The organism is Citrobacter sp. Cf136, from assembly GCF_030333815.1.
Lineage (GTDB): Bacteria > Pseudomonadota > Gammaproteobacteria > Enterobacterales > Enterobacteriaceae > Citrobacter > Citrobacter freundii.
Genome location: NZ_JAOWFE010000029.1, coordinates 144,963 through 162,209 on the forward strand (window position 1 = coordinate 144,963; position 17,247 = coordinate 162,209).

General features: G+C 53.0%; 15 protein-coding genes. 6 read left to right on the forward strand and 9 right to left on the reverse strand.

The genetic code is table 11. The annotated features are described in order from the left end of the window. The first annotated feature begins 101 nt into the window (after positions 1-101). Both ygdR and OGV98_RS01255 read left to right on the forward strand, forming a co-directional pair. On the forward strand, positions 102-320 hold the full coding sequence (gene ygdR / locus OGV98_RS01250) for a lipoprotein YgdR (protein ID WP_000758660.1): 219 nt from the start codon (positions 102-104) through the stop codon (positions 318-320). Positions 321-426: 106 nt separating this feature from the next. Further along, positions 427-1,467: an NADP(H)-dependent aldo-keto reductase gene (locus tag OGV98_RS01255; protein ID WP_003033954.1), complete on the forward strand. Its 1,041-nt coding sequence runs from the start codon at positions 427-429 to the stop codon at positions 1,465-1,467. A gap of 82 nt (positions 1,468-1,549) precedes the next feature. Here the strand turns inward: OGV98_RS01255 and lplT are convergent, their stop codons facing one another. Both lplT and aas read right to left on the reverse strand, forming a co-directional pair. After that, positions 1,550-2,743, reverse strand: coding sequence for a lysophospholipid transporter LplT (lplT, locus tag OGV98_RS01260; protein WP_003033951.1), 1,194 nt, complete (start codon positions 2,741-2,743; stop codon positions 1,550-1,552). Beyond that, entirely contained in the window at positions 2,736-4,895 is a 2,160-nt protein-coding gene (gene aas, locus OGV98_RS01265) for a bifunctional acyl-ACP--phospholipid O-acyltransferase/long-chain-fatty-acid--ACP ligase (protein WP_202581014.1), read from the reverse strand. Before aas ends, lplT begins: the two co-directional genes overlap by 8 nt. A gap of 597 nt (positions 4,896-5,492) precedes the next feature. On the opposite strand from aas, the gene galR reads away from it, so the two are divergent. Next, positions 5,493-6,521 carry an HTH-type transcriptional regulator GalR gene (gene galR, locus OGV98_RS01270; RefSeq protein ID WP_003033945.1) on the forward strand — a complete coding sequence of 343 codons (1,029 nt, stop codon included), beginning with the start codon at positions 5,493-5,495 and terminating at the stop codon, positions 6,519-6,521. Between the two features lie 13 nt (positions 6,522-6,534). Then, on the forward strand, positions 6,535-7,545 hold the full coding sequence (locus tag OGV98_RS01275) for a LacI family DNA-binding transcriptional regulator (RefSeq protein ID WP_003033942.1): 1,011 nt from the start codon (positions 6,535-6,537) through the stop codon (positions 7,543-7,545). 107 nt (positions 7,546-7,652) lie between these two features. Here the strand turns inward: OGV98_RS01275 and lysA are convergent, their stop codons facing one another. Next, positions 7,653-8,909 carry a diaminopimelate decarboxylase gene (lysA, locus tag OGV98_RS01280; RefSeq protein ID WP_044713435.1) on the reverse strand — a complete coding sequence of 419 codons (1,257 nt, stop codon included), beginning with the start codon at positions 8,907-8,909 and terminating at the stop codon, positions 7,653-7,655. Between the two features lie 118 nt (positions 8,910-9,027). Between lysA and OGV98_RS01285 the strand changes: the two genes are divergently transcribed. After that, a complete protein-coding gene (locus tag OGV98_RS01285; RefSeq protein ID WP_044699798.1) occupies positions 9,028-9,963 on the forward strand; it encodes a LysR family transcriptional regulator in 936 nt (311 codons plus the stop codon). On the opposite strand, the gene OGV98_RS01290 is transcribed toward OGV98_RS01285, so the two are convergent. Further along, positions 9,935-10,642 (reverse strand): aspartate/glutamate racemase, encoded by a 708-nt coding sequence (locus OGV98_RS01290; RefSeq protein ID WP_044713437.1) that lies wholly within the window; start codon positions 10,640-10,642, stop codon positions 9,935-9,937. The genes OGV98_RS01285 and OGV98_RS01290 overlap by 29 nt on opposite strands. A gap of 141 nt (positions 10,643-10,783) precedes the next feature. Between OGV98_RS01290 and OGV98_RS01295 the strand changes: the two genes are divergently transcribed. Then, the gene (locus tag OGV98_RS01295) at positions 10,784-11,110 is read left to right on the forward strand and encodes a cupin domain-containing protein (RefSeq protein WP_003033932.1); all 327 of its coding nucleotides are present in this window, start codon (positions 10,784-10,786) and stop codon (positions 11,108-11,110) included. Positions 11,111-11,183: 73 nt separating this feature from the next. On the opposite strand, the gene araE is transcribed toward OGV98_RS01295, so the two are convergent. The 5 genes from araE to OGV98_RS01320 all read right to left on the reverse strand — a co-directional run bounded on the left by araE (position 11,184) and on the right by OGV98_RS01320 (position 17,210). Continuing rightward, positions 11,184-12,602 carry an arabinose-proton symporter AraE gene (gene araE, locus OGV98_RS01300; RefSeq protein ID WP_071687441.1) on the reverse strand — a complete coding sequence of 473 codons (1,419 nt, stop codon included), beginning with the start codon at positions 12,600-12,602 and terminating at the stop codon, positions 11,184-11,186. Between the two features lie 315 nt (positions 12,603-12,917). Next, positions 12,918-13,679, reverse strand: coding sequence for a 2-dehydro-3-deoxy-D-gluconate 5-dehydrogenase KduD (gene kduD, locus OGV98_RS01305; protein WP_003033923.1), 762 nt, complete (start codon positions 13,677-13,679; stop codon positions 12,918-12,920). A 57-nt stretch (positions 13,680-13,736) separates the two neighbouring features. Beyond that, positions 13,737-14,573, reverse strand: coding sequence for a 5-dehydro-4-deoxy-D-glucuronate isomerase (gene kduI, locus OGV98_RS01310; RefSeq protein WP_003840972.1), 837 nt, complete (start codon positions 14,571-14,573; stop codon positions 13,737-13,739). A 471-nt stretch (positions 14,574-15,044) separates the two neighbouring features. Beyond that, positions 15,045-16,223: an acetyl-CoA C-acetyltransferase gene (locus OGV98_RS01315; protein ID WP_003033912.1), complete on the reverse strand. Its 1,179-nt coding sequence runs from the start codon at positions 16,221-16,223 to the stop codon at positions 15,045-15,047. 102 nt (positions 16,224-16,325) lie between these two features. Beyond that, on the reverse strand, positions 16,326-17,210 hold the full coding sequence (locus tag OGV98_RS01320) for a LysR family transcriptional regulator (RefSeq protein WP_044713439.1): 885 nt from the start codon (positions 17,208-17,210) through the stop codon (positions 16,326-16,328). Positions 17,211-17,247 lie beyond the last annotated feature (37 nt).

The window sequence follows — 17,247 nt, forward strand, 5'->3', positions numbered from 1 at the left end:
CCTACCCCTTCTCACAGTTTAAGATTTTACTGCTTTCACCCTGCACAACTTCGCGTTATTACTAAACTATTGTCAGACGCAGGCCATGTGAGGATAAGCAGATGAAAAAATGGGCAGTTTTGATTTCCGCCGTAGGACTGGCTTTTGCCGTTTCCGGATGCAGCAGCGATTATGTAATGGCGACAAAAGATGGTCGAATGATCCTGACCGATGGAAAACCAGAAATTGACGATGATACCGGTCTGGTGAGCTATCACGACCAGCAGGGCAATGCGATGCAGATTAACCGCGATGATGTGTCCCAAATCATTGAACGCTGATGGTTGAGGTCAGCAGCGCGCTGGCCTTAACAATTTTACTTCCCTTTTTCGCTTCCCTCAGCCATTTTTATAATCCTTATGTCGTGATTATAAAAAGGAAACGGCTATGCAATATCACCGTATACCCCACAGCTCGCTGGAAGTCAGTACACTGGGGCTGGGCACAATGACGTTTGGTGAACAAAACAGCGAAGCCGACGCACATGCACAGCTCGATTATGCCGTAGCACAGGGCATTAATTTGATCGACGTTGCCGAGATGTATCCGGTACCGCCGCGTCCTGAAACCCAGGGTCTCACCGAAACCTACGTAGGTAACTGGCTCGCCAAACACGGCAGCCGCGAAAAGCTGATCGTCGCTTCTAAGGTCAGTGGACCATCACGCAACAACGACAGCGGCATCCGCCCGAATCAGGCGCTGGATCGTAAAAATATCCGTGAAGCGCTGCACGACAGCCTGAAAAGACTGCAAACCGATTACCTGGATCTGTATCAGGTTCACTGGCCGCAGCGCCCGACCAACTGCTTTGGTAAGTTAGGCTACAGCTGGACAGACTCCGCGCCGGTCGTTTCCCTGCTGGATACGCTGGACGCATTGGCAGAGTTTCAGCGCGCCGGGAAAATTCGCTACATCGGCGTTTCTAATGAAACCGCTTTTGGCGTGATGCGCTATCTGCACCTGGCGGACAAACACGATCTGCCACGCATCGCCACCATCCAGAACCCCTACAGCCTGCTGAACCGCAGCTTTGAGGTTGGACTGGCAGAAGTGAGCCAGTATGAAGGCGTTGAGCTGCTGGCCTACTCTTGCCTGGGCTTCGGTACATTAACCGGGAAATACCTGAACGGCGCGAAACCTGCCGGTGCACGCAATACGCTGTTTAGCCGTTTCACGCGCTACAGCGGCGAGCAGACGCAGAAAGCCGTTGCGGCCTATGTGGATATCGCGAAACGCCATAATCTGGATCCTGCGCAAATGGCGCTGGCATTCGTGCGTCGTCAGCCGTTTGTCGCCAGCACTTTGCTGGGCGCCACGACCATGGAGCAGCTAAAAACCAACGTTGAAAGTCTGCATCTGGAGTTGAGCGAGGAAGTGCTGGCAGAGATTGAAGCGGTGCATCAGGTGTATACCTATCCTGCACCTTAACAGTTAGCGCCTGATGGCGCTGCGCTTATCAGGCCTACAGACAGCGTTCCCTGTAGGCCTGGTTGCAACAGCATATAACAGACTAATGGCGGCGCTGCCAAATCCACAGCGCCGCAATCGCCAGCGCAAACAGCGCACCGAACCCAATACCAATCGCTACCGCCGGGATCCCCACCAGCACCGCCAGTGAGTAAATACCCAGCATCAACAGCATCGCGCTGTTTTCACCCAGGTTTTGCACCGCAATCGCATTACCTGCGCCGACGCTTTTCTTACCCCGTTCCTGCAGTAACGCATTCAGCGGCACCACAAAGAACCCACCACACACGCCGATAAGCATCAGCAATGCGTAGGCCGGAAGCAGCGAATGTTGAAGAGAAAAAATCAGCACCACGACGCCAATCAGGATCCCCGCAGGCATACAGCGCGACACGGTTTCCAGCGTCACCAGCTTCGCAGCCGCCCCCGCGCCGACGACAATCCCGATCGCTACCATGGCATTGAGATAGGTCGGCGTGGCGTTATCGGTGATGCCGAGCGCCACCGGAACCCACAGTACCAGCAGAAAACGCAGCGTAACGCCCGCCCCCCAAAAAAGGCTGGTTCCCACCAACGAGAAGCGTGTTTCACCGTTGCGCCACAGCGAAGAGGCGGCACAGAAGAAACTGCGCGTCATTTTCCCCAGATGCCAGGACTGGCCAGGGCGAGCCGCGGCCAGTTTCGGGATATACAGGTTAGCGACCACTGCGCCAGCATAGGCCAGCGCACAGGCAGAAAGCGCGGCAATCACGTGCCAGTCGGCCAGAACGCCGCCGGCGACAGAACCGAGCAAAATCGCGGCAATGGTGGAAGCTTCCATCAGGCCGTTGGCTTTCACCAGTTTGTCGCCGGTGGTCAGTTCACCGAGAATGCCATACTTGGCCGGTGAATACGCCGCCGCGCCAATCCCCACTAGCGTATACCCGAGAAACGGATTAATGCCGAAGCAAATACTTGCCGCACCCAGCAGTTTCAGGGAGTTCGCGAACATCATCACTCTGCCTTTGGCAAAGCTATCCGCCACCTGTCCAACAAACGGCGCAAACAGAATGTAAGCGCCCACAAACACCATTTGCAGGATAGGCTGACTCCAGTCCGGATAAAATTGCTCCTTCAGCAACGCCAGCGTAGCAAACAGCAACGCGTTATCGCCAAACGCTGACAGAAACTGCGCGGCGATAACGGACATCATCCCTTTGGACCAGATTGACGTGTTAGTGTGCACTGACTCACTCATGTTGTTTTTCCGGCTCATCGACCCAGCTTTTCAGCGTAACAAAATCCGGCTTACCGCTGCCGAGTAATGGGAGTTGCTTCAGGTGGCGTATATCACGCGGTACGGCGAGTTCAGGTACGCCGTGCGCCCGCGCATACTGCTGGAGTTTTTCACGCGTGAGTTCGCTATCGGTGGTAAACAGCACCAGCGCCTCACCTTTGCTGGCATCGCTCTTGATCGCCGTGGCATGCATTTTGTCTGCTGATACCGCCAACGCCAGTTGCTCAACCATTTCCAGCGACACCATCTCTCCGGCAATTTTAGCAAAACGCTTAGCGCGCCCCTGAATCTGTACAAAGCCGTTTTCATCAAAGCGCACGATGTCTCCGGTGTCATACCAGCCGCGCTCAATCTCACCTTGCGCATTCTCTGCCGTCGGCACTTCCAGCACCCCAGGTTTTTCGACGCGCAAATAGCCGCTCATAATATTAGGGCCTTTCAGCTGTAAACGCCCACCGTCCTCAATTCCCGGAACGGCCAACAGTCGAGCATCCATACCAGGCAAGATGCGCCCTACCGTTCCCGATTTTGCCGCCATCGGTACGTTAATCGACACCACCGGCGCACATTCCGTCACCCCATAACCCTCAAGGACGCGCAGGCCAAATTTCTCCTGCCACAGTTGCCTTGTGCTGTCCTGCAGTTTTTCCGCTCCCGCAACCACATAGCGCAGGCGATGGAAATCGTATGGATGCGCGAAACGCGCGTAGTTGCCGAGGAACGTTGACGTACCAAACAACACGGTGCAGTTCCGGTCGTATACCAGCTCTGGCACAATGCGGTAATGCAGCGGGCTGGGATAAAGAAACACTTCTGCGCCAGTCAGTAGCGGCGTGAATAATCCCACCGTTAGCCCAAAGGAATGGAACAGCGGCAGCGCCGACATAAAGCGGTCATCGGCGGTGAAATCGGCAATCGTTTTAATCTGCTCAACGTTCGCCAGAATGCTTTTATGACTGTGAACCACGCCTTTCGGATGGCCTTCTGAACCGGAGGTAAAGAGGATCACCGCAGCGTCTTCCGGCTGCTGCTTCACCTGCGCCAGATGCGGTGCCAGCAGATGTGAGAAAATCCACAGCTTATCGCTAAAGGTCACATCAGCTTTCAAGTCTTCCAGATACACCCAACGCACCTGGGTGAGCTGTTCCGGTAAATGCCAGAGTTTGCCTTTATCGAGAAACTGTCGGGATGTGAAGATCGTTTTTATTTCAGACGCAGTAATGGCGCTGGTTAATCCTTTCACACCCGCGGTGTAGTTCATCATGGCTGGAATGCGTCGACGCGCAATGGCGCCAAAAATGACCGCCGCGCTGATTCCCGCATTTGGCAGCATCAGGCCGATTCTTTCACCCTCGGTGCTGTATTTTTCCAGAATACGCGCGACAAACAGCGTTTTCGTCAGCAGTTTGCGGTAGCTGTCCGGAGTGAAATTAATATCTTCAATGCAGTTTTTGCCTGCGCCAAAACGGTATTTCGCCGCCAGCAGCGACTCGTAGAGCGTCTCACGCGGACGAACCGCCATGCGTGCTTCCATCATAATTTGATGTAGCATCTCTCCGGCGATTTTACGGCGATCGCGAGCTCGCGGTGCTTCCGGCATCGGCAGTTGTGTCGGCGGTAGGATGTGTAAGCGGATGCGCGGGAAGAATCGCTGTTTAACCAAACCTTTCAGGCGGCTAAAGCGGGAAAGCTCTGCGCCCTCAATGCGCACAGGTACGACCGTCGCTCCCGACTTAGCGGCGACAAACCCGGCACCGTCATAGATTTTCATCAACGAACCAGTGGTCGAAATACGTCCTTCCGGGAAGATAACCACCGGGCGGCCCTGTTCGACCAGACGAACCAGATGTTTAATCGACATCGGTTTGGTTGGATCTAACGGTACGAAATCAATCAGCGGGGTTAGCCAGCGCATATACCATTGCTGGCTGATCGAGGTGTAAACAGCGAAGACGGGACGAATCGGTAAAAAGAGCGCCAACAGGATGCCGTCTATAAATGAAACATGGTTGGGAGTGATTAGAACGCGTTCTCCCTGTAGCGCGCTGACATCGCCCGTGACGCGAACGCGGAAAAGCACGCGAAACAGATTACGAAAAAAGCCAAATAGCATCTCAACTCCCTGTGCCATTAATTATATAAACATCAATGGTGGGAGAGTATACGAGTTGGGGAATAGGCGCGACAGGTAACTGTTAAATACAATTCGAAAAAAAACCTGCGCATCCGCGCAGGTTGGTGCAAGAGACAGGTACGAAGTGCGTACCGAATAATCTCACCAATCAATACCTCTGGGATCTTGATTGTGGTCGTCAGCAGCCAGATACGCCAGTGCGAAAACGCAAAGGAATGAACCCAAATGCAACGAGTTGTGTAAATTATCGGTTACTGTTACAGATAGGCTGAAGGTAAAAAAAAACCTGCGCATCTGCGCAGGCTGGTGTAATTCTAGTGATCAACCCGAAAGTTGATTTCACCTATCAATACCTCTGGGATCTCAACTCTAGCAATCTGCTCAGTTCCCTCACCAGCGAACAATCGCAACAGCACATCGCAAAGTGTAAGCAAAAATTAGCATTTTCTATTTTCTGTCTTACTTCGCTCGTGTGCGCTCACATTTGCGACGTTCTGACGGGCAATCTGCTTGAACAGCCAGCCATTTTCCGTAACACTGACGGAATGTAAGCGTTTACCCACAACAGGTACTATCATGGCGACCATAAAGGATGTAGCCCGACTAGCAGGTGTATCAGTCGCCACCGTTTCTCGAGTGATTAATGATTCCCCTAAAGCCAGCGAAGCATCGCGCCTGGCTGTAACGAGTGCAATGGAATCTCTCAGCTACCACCCCAACGCCAATGCGCGTGCGCTGGCACAACAATCCACAGAGACCATCGGTCTGGTCGTTGGTGATGTGTCCGATCCATTCTTTGGGGCAATGGTTAAAGCTGTCGAGCAGGTGGCCTATAACACCGGTAATTTTTTACTGATTGGCAACGGCTACCATAACGAACAGAAGGAACGACAGGCGATTGAACAGCTCATTCGCCACCGCTGCGCAGCCCTTGTTGTCCACGCAAAAATCATCCCGGATGCTGAGCTGGCATCACTAATGAAGCAAATCCCCGGCATGGTACTAATTAACCGAATTCTGCCAGGATTCGAACAACGCTGCGTTGCCCTTGATGACCGTTTCGGCGCATGGCTGGCGACCCGCCACCTCATTCAACAGGGCCATACGCGCATTGGCTATCTGTGCTCCAATCACACAATCTCAGATGCGGAAGATCGTCTGCAAGGCTATTACGACGCGCTGGCAGAGAGCAATATACCGGTCAGCGATCGCCTGGTAACGTTTGGTGAACCGGATGAAAGCGGCGGTGAACAGGCGATGACCGAGTTACTTGGTCGTGGCAAAAACTTCACTGCGGTAGCCTGCTACAACGACTCAATGGCGGCTGGTGCCATGGGCGTATTAAATGATAACGGCATTGATGTACCGGGAGAAATCTCGCTGATTGGTTTTGATGATGTGCTGGTTTCCCGCTACGTGCGCCCGCGTCTGACCACGGTACGCTATCCGATCGTGACGATGGCAACCCAGGCTGCCGAACTGGCGCTCGCGCTGGCGGAGAAGCGCCCCGTGCCTGAAATTACCCACGTTTTTAACCCAACTCTGGTGCGTCGCCATTCCGTTTCGACGCTGACAGAGCCGGGGAATTCATCGTCAAACGATTAACCAGGATAGCGTTATGACTACGATGTTGGACGTTTCACGACACGCAGGCGTCTCAAAAGCGACCGTTTCGCGCGTACTGAATGGCACGGGTCAGGTAAAAGAGAGCACGCGCCAGAAAGTGTTTAAGGCCATGCAGGCACTTGATTATCGGCCTAATTTTTTAGCGCGATCTTTGGCAAACCGCACCAGCAACAGCATTGGTCTGGTGGTTTCTACATTTGATGGATTCTACTTTGGCCGGCTGCTGCAACAGGCTTCACGCCAGACGGAATCTCACGGCAAGCAGTTGATCGTCACCGACGGACACGACACACCAGAGCGTGAGCAGGAAGCCGTGCAAATGCTGGCGGACAGACAGTGCGACGCCATTATTCTCTATACCCGCTATATGAGTGAAAAAGAGATAATGTCGCTGATGAACAGTATCGCTATGCCCTTGCTGGTCATCAACCGTGATGTCAGCCAGGCCCGCGATCGCGCGATTTTCTTTGAACAGGAAGACGCGGCCTATCAGGCGGTCAATTATCTTATCTCCCAGGGCCATAGCGATATTGCTTGTATCACTGTGCCAGGCCATACCCCGACCGGTAAATCCCGCCTGATGGGGTATCGTAAAGCGCTGGAAAAAAACGGTATTCCCTGGGATCCCGACAAGGTCAAATACGGCGACTCCACGATGACACGAGGCTATGAAGCCTGTCGTGAACTGCTGGAGGAAGGGGTGAAATTCAGCGCACTGTTCGCCTGTAACGATGACATGGCATTGGGCGCATCAAAAGCGTTACATCAGGCCGGGCTGAGGATCCCAACGGACGTCTCACTGTTTGGTTTTGATGATGCACCCAGCGCCAAATGGCTGGAGCCGGGGCTGTCTACCGTTTATCTGCCGATTGATACCATGATAACCACGGCAATCGACCAGGCTATCCGGCTGGCCAACGGCGAGAGCGTCGAGCCAATCCCACCGTTTACCGGCAAACTGGTACTACGTGACTCAGTAACGCTCGGGCCGTATTTTAAGTAATTAAATGCCGGATGGCGGCACAAGTGCCTTATCCGGCCAACAGCGCCCACAGTTAATTTCGTAGGCCGGATAAACGTAGCGCCATCCGGCATTTCACCACGCTGTAATCAGATTAATTCCAGCGCTAACAGCTCATTAATGGTCTGGCGACGGCGAATCAGCCGCGCCACGCCGTTATCGAACAAAACCTCCGGCAGCAGAGGACGGCTATTGTAGTTTGACGACATAGACGCGCCGTACGCCCCGGTATCGTGCAAGACCAGATAATCACCCGGCACCACCGCAGGCAACAGACGGGTTTCCACATTTCCGCCCTCCTGCTGGGTAAACACGTCGCCAGATTCGCACAGCGGCCCGGCCACCACGGTTTCCCGTTGCGGGGCGTGTTCCAGAGACCGACCATCCCCAGCCAGCGCGGAGATATGGTGATAGCTGCCGTACATCGCCGGGCGCATCAGATCGTTGAAGCCCGCATCGATCAGCACAAAGTGACGGCTACCCATCTCTTTTACGCTGCGTACCTGTGCTACCAGCACGCCGGCTTCCGCGACCAGAAAACGACCCGGCTCTATCTCAAGCGTTACTGGGTGCCCCAGGTGTTTAGCAATCTGCTCACGCGCAGCGTTCCACAATCCAAAGTAGTGATTGGTATCGATCGCCTCTTCACCTTCGCAATACGGGATTGATAAACCGCCGCCCGCAGAGATCGCCTCCAGATCCTGATCAAATTCAATTACCTGACGCACCATCGCACCACACACCTGCTCCAGATGCGCGTAGTCCACACCAGAACCAATATGCATATGAATCCCCACCAGCTTCAGCTTGTAGCGCTGAATCACCTCCAGCGCCGCGGGAAGATCGCTATACCAGATCCCGTGCTTGCTGTTTTCGCCGCCGGTATTGGTTTTCTGACTGTGTCCATGCCCAAAGCCAGGGTTTACGCGTAGCCACACGCGATGGCCCGGCGAGACCTGACCCAGTTGTTCCAGCATATCCACCGACCCGGCATTTACCGGAATGCGCAATTCATGCACCCGGGCGAGCGTCGCGTCATCGATCATATCGGCGGTAAAGACTATCTCATCTTTTCCTGGCTCAAAGCCCGCAGCCAGTGCACGTTCAATTTCGCCCAGCGAGACGGAATCCACCTTCACGCCCTGCTCGCGCATCAGGCGCAGAATATGAATATTCGAGCATGCCTTCTGGGCAAAACGCACCACGTCAAACTGGCTCAGTTTGGCAATCTGCGCGCGGATAATCTGCGCATCATAGACCCACACCGGGCAGCCGAATTCGGCAGGCAGGCGCAGCAGGTTGTCGGTGGTCAGGTCAGTGTCTGTGTTGTTGAGTGGGCGTGGCATGGTGTGCTCCAGTATTGGCTTTTTTATGATTACGCCACAGCCCGAAAAGAATAAAAAATATCGTTTTATCGTGAGTCTATGCAAAAATGATATGGATTGGTTCATTCGAGGATTGCCCATGCCCGCCGTTAACCTGCGACACATCGAAATTTTTCACGCCATCATGACGGCAGGCAATCTGACGGAAGCCGCGCGCATGCTACATACCTCGCAGCCCACCGTCAGTCGGGAACTGGCCCGATTCGAGAAAGTACTGGGATTAACGCTGTTTGAACGCACGCGTGGCCGGCTGCACCCAACCGTGCAAGGGTTACGTCTGTTTGAAGAGGTGCAACGTTCGTGGTATGGCCTGGACAGAATTGTGAGCGCCGCCGAAAGCCTGCGCGAGTTCCGCCAGGGCGAATTGTCGATTGTTTGCCTGCCGGTATTCTCACAGTCCTTTTTACCGCCACTACTGCAGCCATTCCTCGCACGCTATCCGCAGGTCAATATTCAGATAGTGCCGCAGGAGTCACCGCTACTGGAAGAGTGGCTGTCGGCTCAGCGCCACGATCTGGGGTTAACGGAAACGCTGCATACGCCTGCCGGAACAAAACGCACCGAATTGCTGGCGCTGGATGAAGTGTGTGTGCTGCCCCAGGGGCATCCGCTGACTAAGAAAGCGGTGTTAACGCCGCAGGATTTTCAGGGGGAAAACTACATCAGCCTGTCACGGACCGACAGTTACCGTCAGCTACTGGATAGCCTGTTTAATGAGCACCAGGTGAAGCGCCGTATGGTGATTGAAACCCATAGCGCCGCTTCAATTTGTGCAATGGTGCGGGCAGGCGTGGGGATCTCGGTGGTAAACCCACTGACCGCGCTGGATTACGCCAGTAGCGGGGTCGTCATCCGCCGCTTCAGTATTTCGGTACCCTTTACGGTCAGCCTGATTCACCCACTTCATCGCCCCGCCTCGGCGCTGGTTGATGCTTTTACGGCGCATCTTCAGGACCATCTACCAAGTCTTATTGACCCGCTGGAGGCTATTTTGCATCCACAACCGAAAGCATAAATGCCACCGCATCTTGCGCATGGATTGCCGCGGTGTCGAAAACCGGTAGTGGGCTTCGCTCGGTGGGAACCAGCAGACCAATCTCGGTACAGCCAAATATCACCCCTTGCGCCCCCTGTTTCGCTAACTGGTTAATGACGCTCAGGTAATAGTCGCGGGAGGACTCGCTGAATTCACCGAGACACAGCTCATCGAAAATAATTTGGTTTATTTTCTGACGGTCATCAGCGTCAGGAATCAGCGTGCTAATGCCAAATTCAGTCTGTAAACGCCCGCGATAAAAATCCTGCTCCATGGTGTAACGCGTGCCCAGTAGCGCCACATTGCGCATCTGCTGCTTTTGTATCGCCCGACCCGTCGCATCGGCAATATGCAGGAATGGCACATCACAGGCGGCTTCAATCGCCTCAGCAACCTTGTGCATAGTGTTGGTACACAGCACAATCCCTTCCGCACCCGCCTGCTGTAACCCCAGCGCCGCCTGCGCCAGAATATCGCCTGCTTTATCCCACTCACCGCGACTCTGGCACAACTCAATCTCATGAAAATCCACGCTGTGCAGCAGGATCTGCGCTGAATGCAGGCCGCCCAGGCGCTGTTTTACCCCTTCATTAATGAGTCGATAATAAGGAATGGTAGATTCCCAGCTCATACCGCCTAACAGACCGATCGTTTTCATCATTTCCCCTGACTCGTTGTTGTCTCTCCAGTGAACCAAAGATGTGATCAACTTTCCACATATGTTGGCGTGCATTTCTTTTTTTAATTTTCTGATATAGGTTTAATGAAACATTGTTTTAATTAATTACAGGAAGGCCGGATGTTTATTTTTCATAAAGAGACCACACTTGACGATCTGGGCAATGGCGTTACCCGGCGCATTCTTGCTCACGACGGTAACATGATGGCGGTTGAGGTGAACTTCGAGCAAGGCGCGATAGGCCCGATGCACAATCATCCGCACGAGCAGCTGACTTACGTGTTGTCCGGTGAGTTTGAATTTACCATCGGCGAAGAAAAGCATGTCGTTAGGGCGGGCGATACCCTGTATAAACAACCCAACATTATGCATGGCTGCGTCTGTTTAAAACCGGGAACGCTGCTGGATACCTTTACGCCCATACGCGAAGATTTTCTACACGGGTAAAGCGCTAAATAAAAAAGCCGGGTATCGCTTACCCGGCTTACATGAGACGTCATCCGACACTCCGTGTCAACATTTACACCCCAATATCTCTTAACTTCTCACCTGCCATCAGCTTACGTTCGATATGCTCAAGCGTGACGTTTTTGGTTTCTGGAATCAGCCAGAACGTAATACCGATAAACACGACGTTCAGCGCAGTATATAGCCAGAACGTACCGGCGGCGCCAATGCTATCGAGCAGCGTCAGGAACGTTGCACCAATGATCATGTTCGACACCCAGTTGGTGGTGGTGGAGCAGGTAATACCAAAATCACGGCATTTCAGCGGCTGAATTTCCGAACACAGGATCCACACCACCGGCGCGGCGCTCATCGCATAGCCTGCAATACACATCATCGTCATGCCAACTGACAGCCAGGATAGTCCACTGGAAGCCGTGCCGTTATCAAACTGCATCAGGCAATATCCGAGCACCAGCGTCCCGATGGCCATTACGCTGAAACCAATTTTCAGCGCCGGTTTACGTCCTGCTTTGTCGACCGTGAAGACGGCAATAAAGGTAGCGAACATAAACGTTAAGCCAACCACCAGCGTGGCAATCATCTGCTGCTCTGTGGTGGTAAAACCCGCCATTTTGAAAATGCGCGGCGCGTAATACATGATGATGTTCATCCCGGTGAACTGCTGCATCGCCTGCAGTAACATCCCAAGAAAAACTGCGCGGCGCACGTTACGGTTAATTTTAAACAGCGCCCAACCACCCTGCTTCAGCTTCAAGCTTTCACGGATTTCGTTCAGCTCATCGCGGGCCTTTTCTGACGTATCGCGCAGCATGCGCAATACTTCTTCTGCTTCAATGTGGCGACCTTTTTCCGCCAGCCAGCGCGGGCTGTTGGGCAGGAACACAACCAGAATAATCAGCAATACAGCCGGAAGAGCCAGCACGCCCAGCATAGCGCGCCAGTTACCGCTGTAGCTGAACGCGGTATCAGACAAAAAGGCCAGAACGATGCCCAACGTCACCATCAGCTGATACATACTGATCATCTTGCCACGCACGTTTTCGCTGGCCATTTCAGAGAGATAGAGCGGTGCGGTGTAAGAGGCGATCCCCACCGCAACGCCCAGTACCACGCGGGCAAAAATGAGCATTTCTACGCTGGAGGCAAACGCCGAGCCCAGAGATCCGACGACGAAAAGGATCGCCCCCGCCATCAGACTGTATTTACGTCCCAGGCGGAATGACAGCCAACCGTTAAACAGCGCACCAATTGCCGCGCCCAGCATCATGCTGCTGACCACCCACTCCTGCAGGCGGCTGGTCAACACAAAGTGATCGGTGATGAAAGGCAACGCCCCGGCAATCACGCCAATATCCAGGCCGAATAACAACCCTGCGACAGCCGCAGAGATAGAAACAAACATATTCATACGTCGCGTATCGCGCACTGGGCGCGACGCTAAAGCAGCATCATTATTTATTGAGACCATTTTTTCCTGCCAGATACAGAGTAACCATGCCATTGAAAGTAAGGGATCCCTTGCAGGAAGCGTCAGGCGGGAAACGGCAAAAACATGGATTAAATAGCTACACCACATCGTTATGTGATGGATATTCCAATTTTAAAATTTACCGACAATCACTCAATTAAATTTAATTTATTGATATTAAAGAATATTAAAAACAATAAAGTGATACGTATGAAATTTAATATGGAATAATTTATAACCACAATATGGATTTTAATGATTCAAAAGTAAAAAAAACCCTGCCATTTAGCAGGGTTTGTTGGCTCTGGAAAGCAATTAACGCGCCAGCCAGCCGCCGTCTACCGCAACGGTATAGCCGTTGATATAGTCAGATGCGCTGGACGCCAGGAACACGACAGGCCCCATCAGGTCGCTCGGCAGACCCCAACGCCCCGCCGGAATACGATCGAGGATTTCTGCGCTACGCTGCTCATCAGCACGCAGCTGTTGAGTGTTATTCGTCGCCATGTAACCCGGTGCAATCGCGTTGACGTTGATGTTATGTTTTGCCCACTCGTTCGCCATCAGACGGGTAACACCCATTACGCCGCTTTTAGACGCGGTGTAAGACGGCACGCGGATCCCGCCCTGGAAGGAAAGCATAGAGGCAATGTTGATAATTTTACCGCCGTTACCCTGGGCGATAAAGTGCTTCGCCGCGGCCTGAGACATAAAGAACACGCTCTTAATGTTCAGGTTCATCACGTCATCCCAGTCTTTTTCGCTGAAGTCGATCGCATCGTCACGACGGATAAGACCCGCGTTGTTGACCAGAATATCGATATGGCCGAATTCTGCCACTGCGCGCTCCAGCAGCGCCGGAATACCGTCGATTTGACGCAGATCGGCGGTCAGGCTTAAAAAACGGCGGCCCAGTGCGGTCACACGTTCGATGGTTTCTGTCGGTTCAACAATGTTGATACCGACGATATCGCAGCCCGCTTCAGCCAGGCCCAGCGCCATACCCTGACCCAAACCGGTATCACAACCGGTCACAACGGCGACTTTACCTTCAAGAGAGAATGCATTCAAAATCATTGTAAATCCTTAATTTTTTATAATGCCCGCCGCAGCAGGCACGGCAGTCGCCCGCAACTAGCGCAGATCTTTTACTGCAACATGGTCCATATCATCAAAGACCTGGTTTTCGCCGACCATGCCCCAAATGAACGTATACGCTTTTGTGCCGACACCGGAGTGAATAGACCAGCTTGGAGAAATCACCGCCTGCTCGTTGTGCATCACAATATGACGCGTTTCCTGAGGCTGCCCCATCATGTGGAATACGCAGGTATCTTCTTCCATATTGAAGTAGAAATAGACTTCCATACGACGTTCATGGGTATGACACGGCATGGTGTTCCACAGGTTACCCGGTGCCAGTTCAGTCAGACCCATGCTCAACTGGCAGGTTTCCAGAACATCCGGCACAAAGTATTTGTTGATGGTACGACGGTTACTGGTGAGGTTATCGCCCAGCGTCACTGGCGCAACGTCTGCAGGCGTGACTTTCTTAGTTGGGTAAGTCGTGTGGGCCGGCGCGCAGTTGTAGTAAAACTTCGCCGGTTTTGTCGTATCAATACTGGCGAATACCACTTCTTTTGCCCCTTTTCCGACGTACAGCGCGTCGCGATGGCCAATTTCATAGCACTGACCGTCAACGGTAATCGTGCCCGGGCCGCCGATATTGATCACACCCAGCTCACGACGTTCGAGGAAATAGGTTACGCCCAGCTGTTTGCCGACTTCGCCACCCACAGAGACGGTTTTGGCCACTGGCATAATGCCGCCAACAATGATGCGGTCGATGTGGCTGTAGACCATGGTGTATTCATCTGCGACAAATACTTCTTCGACCAAAAACTCATTACGCAGCCCCTGAGTGTCCAGGGTTTTCGCATGCGCACTATGGATGCTTTGTCTTACGTCCACATTTACCTCCAGTGATAAATTGACCGTGAATGCTTAAACGAATAGCAAAACGCTGTTCCGTTTTATCTTATGCACTCATGATATTCCTCCCTGAATGTGTTTTCAATTATAAATAAAACGATGTTTCACTTTTTTCGCATCTTATTATCAAAAGTGTAAGTGCGATCACGCTAGCGCGTATGAATAGCGAAATGGACCTTAATAAAATGATTGAATAACAATACGATAAATTTATTTATTCATTAGGGGCAGGGATAAAAAATGGAAAATTCAGCCGAGATGATCAGTCGAAAAGACACCTTTTCTAACAAAGTGCGCAGTTAATCACATGAAATGAAACAATGTTTTGATAAGTTGACTGTGTTTAGAGTGTATGTTTCTGTAACTGGCCTTGCCCTCCTGCTGGAGGGCTTTTTTACAGGTGCAGGGAAAACACTTAGAAAGGCGTTTAAGACGGTAAATGTAAGATCGTTAATCTCGTTCGATAGCGAGCGCCACCCCCTGACCACCACCGATACACAGCGTTGCCAGGCCCTTATGCGCCCGACGCTTCACCATTTCATGCACCAGCGAAACCAGAATTCGGCAGCCAGATGCGCCAATCGGGTGACCGAGCGCAATGGCTCCGCCGTTAACATTCACCCGCCGTTCATCCCACTCCAGCATTTTCCCAACGGATAATGCCTGCGCGGCGAAGGCCTCATTAGCTTCGATAAGATCAACATCTGCCAGTTGCCAGCCCACACGCTCAAGGCAGCGGCGCGTCGCATACACTGGCGCAATCCCCATGAGCGCAGGGTCGACCCCGACGCTGGCAAAGGCGCGAATACGGGCCAGTACAGGTAAGTTCAACTCTTGCGCCTTGGCCTCGCTCATCATCATCACCGCAGCGGCGCCGTCATTGATGGATGACGCGTTACCTGCCGTTACCGAACCGAGCCTGTCAAAGGTAGGATCCAGACGCGCCAGCCCTTCGGCGCTGGCATCGGTACGGGGCTGCTCGTCGGTATCCACCACCAATGATTGCCCATTACGCTGTGTTACCACCGGCACGATTTCATCTTTAAAGCGTCCAGCATCAATTGCCATCCGCGCTTTGTGCTGCGAGTGCAGCGCGTAGGCATCCTGCAATTCGCGGCTAATGCCGTATTCTCGCGCCAGGTTTTCCGCGGTAACGCCCATGTGATAATCGTTGAAGGCATCCCACAGACCGTCATGTACCAGGCTGTCGACCAGTTGGCTGTTCCCCAGCTGTGCGCCGGTGCGGCTATCGGTAAGGACATGCGGGGCACGGCTCATATTCTCTTGCCCGCCCGCAATCACAATGTCGGCTTCGCCGCACTGGATAGCCTGGGTCGCCAGATGCAGCGCTTTCAGGCCCGAACCGCAGACATCGTTAATGGTGATGGCGGAAACGGTATTGGGTAGCCCACCATTGATGGCAGACTGACGCGCCGGATTCTGCCCGGCACCTGCGGTAAGCACCTGACCGAGGATCACTTCATCCACAGCATGAACGTCCACGCCTGTGCGTTCCAGTAAAGCCCTGACCACCATGCTGCCTAATTCAACGGCAGAATGGCGCGCCAGCGTCCCCTGGAAGCAACCAATCGGTGTCCTTAACGCCCCGACTATCACAACCTCTTTCATCACCACCTCAGCGCAAAATAACACCGCAATAGTAGATGATTGTTAAAAAGAGTTATCAAGGTTGTTTAAAAACGGTGATTTTTATCACAAAGGAAATTCGTATCATTTATTGGTCATCTGAACGCCACTCTGCTGTAAATGGTCGCGCAGCCAACTTCCCGCCACGCCAGGCGGTGATTTCTTATTCCACAACAGATCGATAGAGATAGCCTTTGGCCAGCCGGGCAGCTTTAATTGAACCAATGGTTTTTCTGCCGCAAACTCCTCCACCAGCGCACACGGGAGCGCGCACCAGCCGAATCCCTGAACAGCCATACTTAGCAATAACAGGTAGTTAGGAGCCGACCAGACGGGACCGCGCGCCACGTTAGTCCCGCTTTCCAGATAGGTATTCAGACGCAGCTCGCGCCAGGTATGCAGCTGTTCCCACTGCAGTTTTTCTTGAGCCGCCAAAGGATGCGATACCGCCACGTATAATCCCATCCAGGTTTGCATCGGCAGACGCGTAACGCCCATGTCGGTCGGGTAATCCTCCCGCGCTTCGATCAACCCCACCTGAGCACGTCCTTTTTGCAGCAGATCGATCACGTCCTCGTCTTCGCCAATCAGACATTCAAACTCAGTATGGGGAAACTTGCGATCAAACTGCACCATCAACTCTTCCAGCACATCCGGATGCAGCGTGTCTGACAACACGAAGGTCAGACGCGCTTCCGTTTCACCCGACAGCGAGATCGCCGCTTCATCCAGTCGTTCGCTGGCCGTCAGAATCGCCTGCACATAACCCAGCACCCGCTTACCTTCTTCGGTCAGCGTTGGCTGGCGTGATGAACGGTCAAACAGCGCAAAACCAAGGTCGGCTTCCAGATGCGCAATGGCCGTACTGATGGTGGACTGGCTTTTGCGCAGCCGCCGGGCCGCCGCAGAAAATGAACCGCAGGAAACGGTCTCCACAAATGCCGTTAACGCTTCAGGAGAGTAACGCATGAACTATCTACTTTATCGATGGGTACTATCTTTTAGA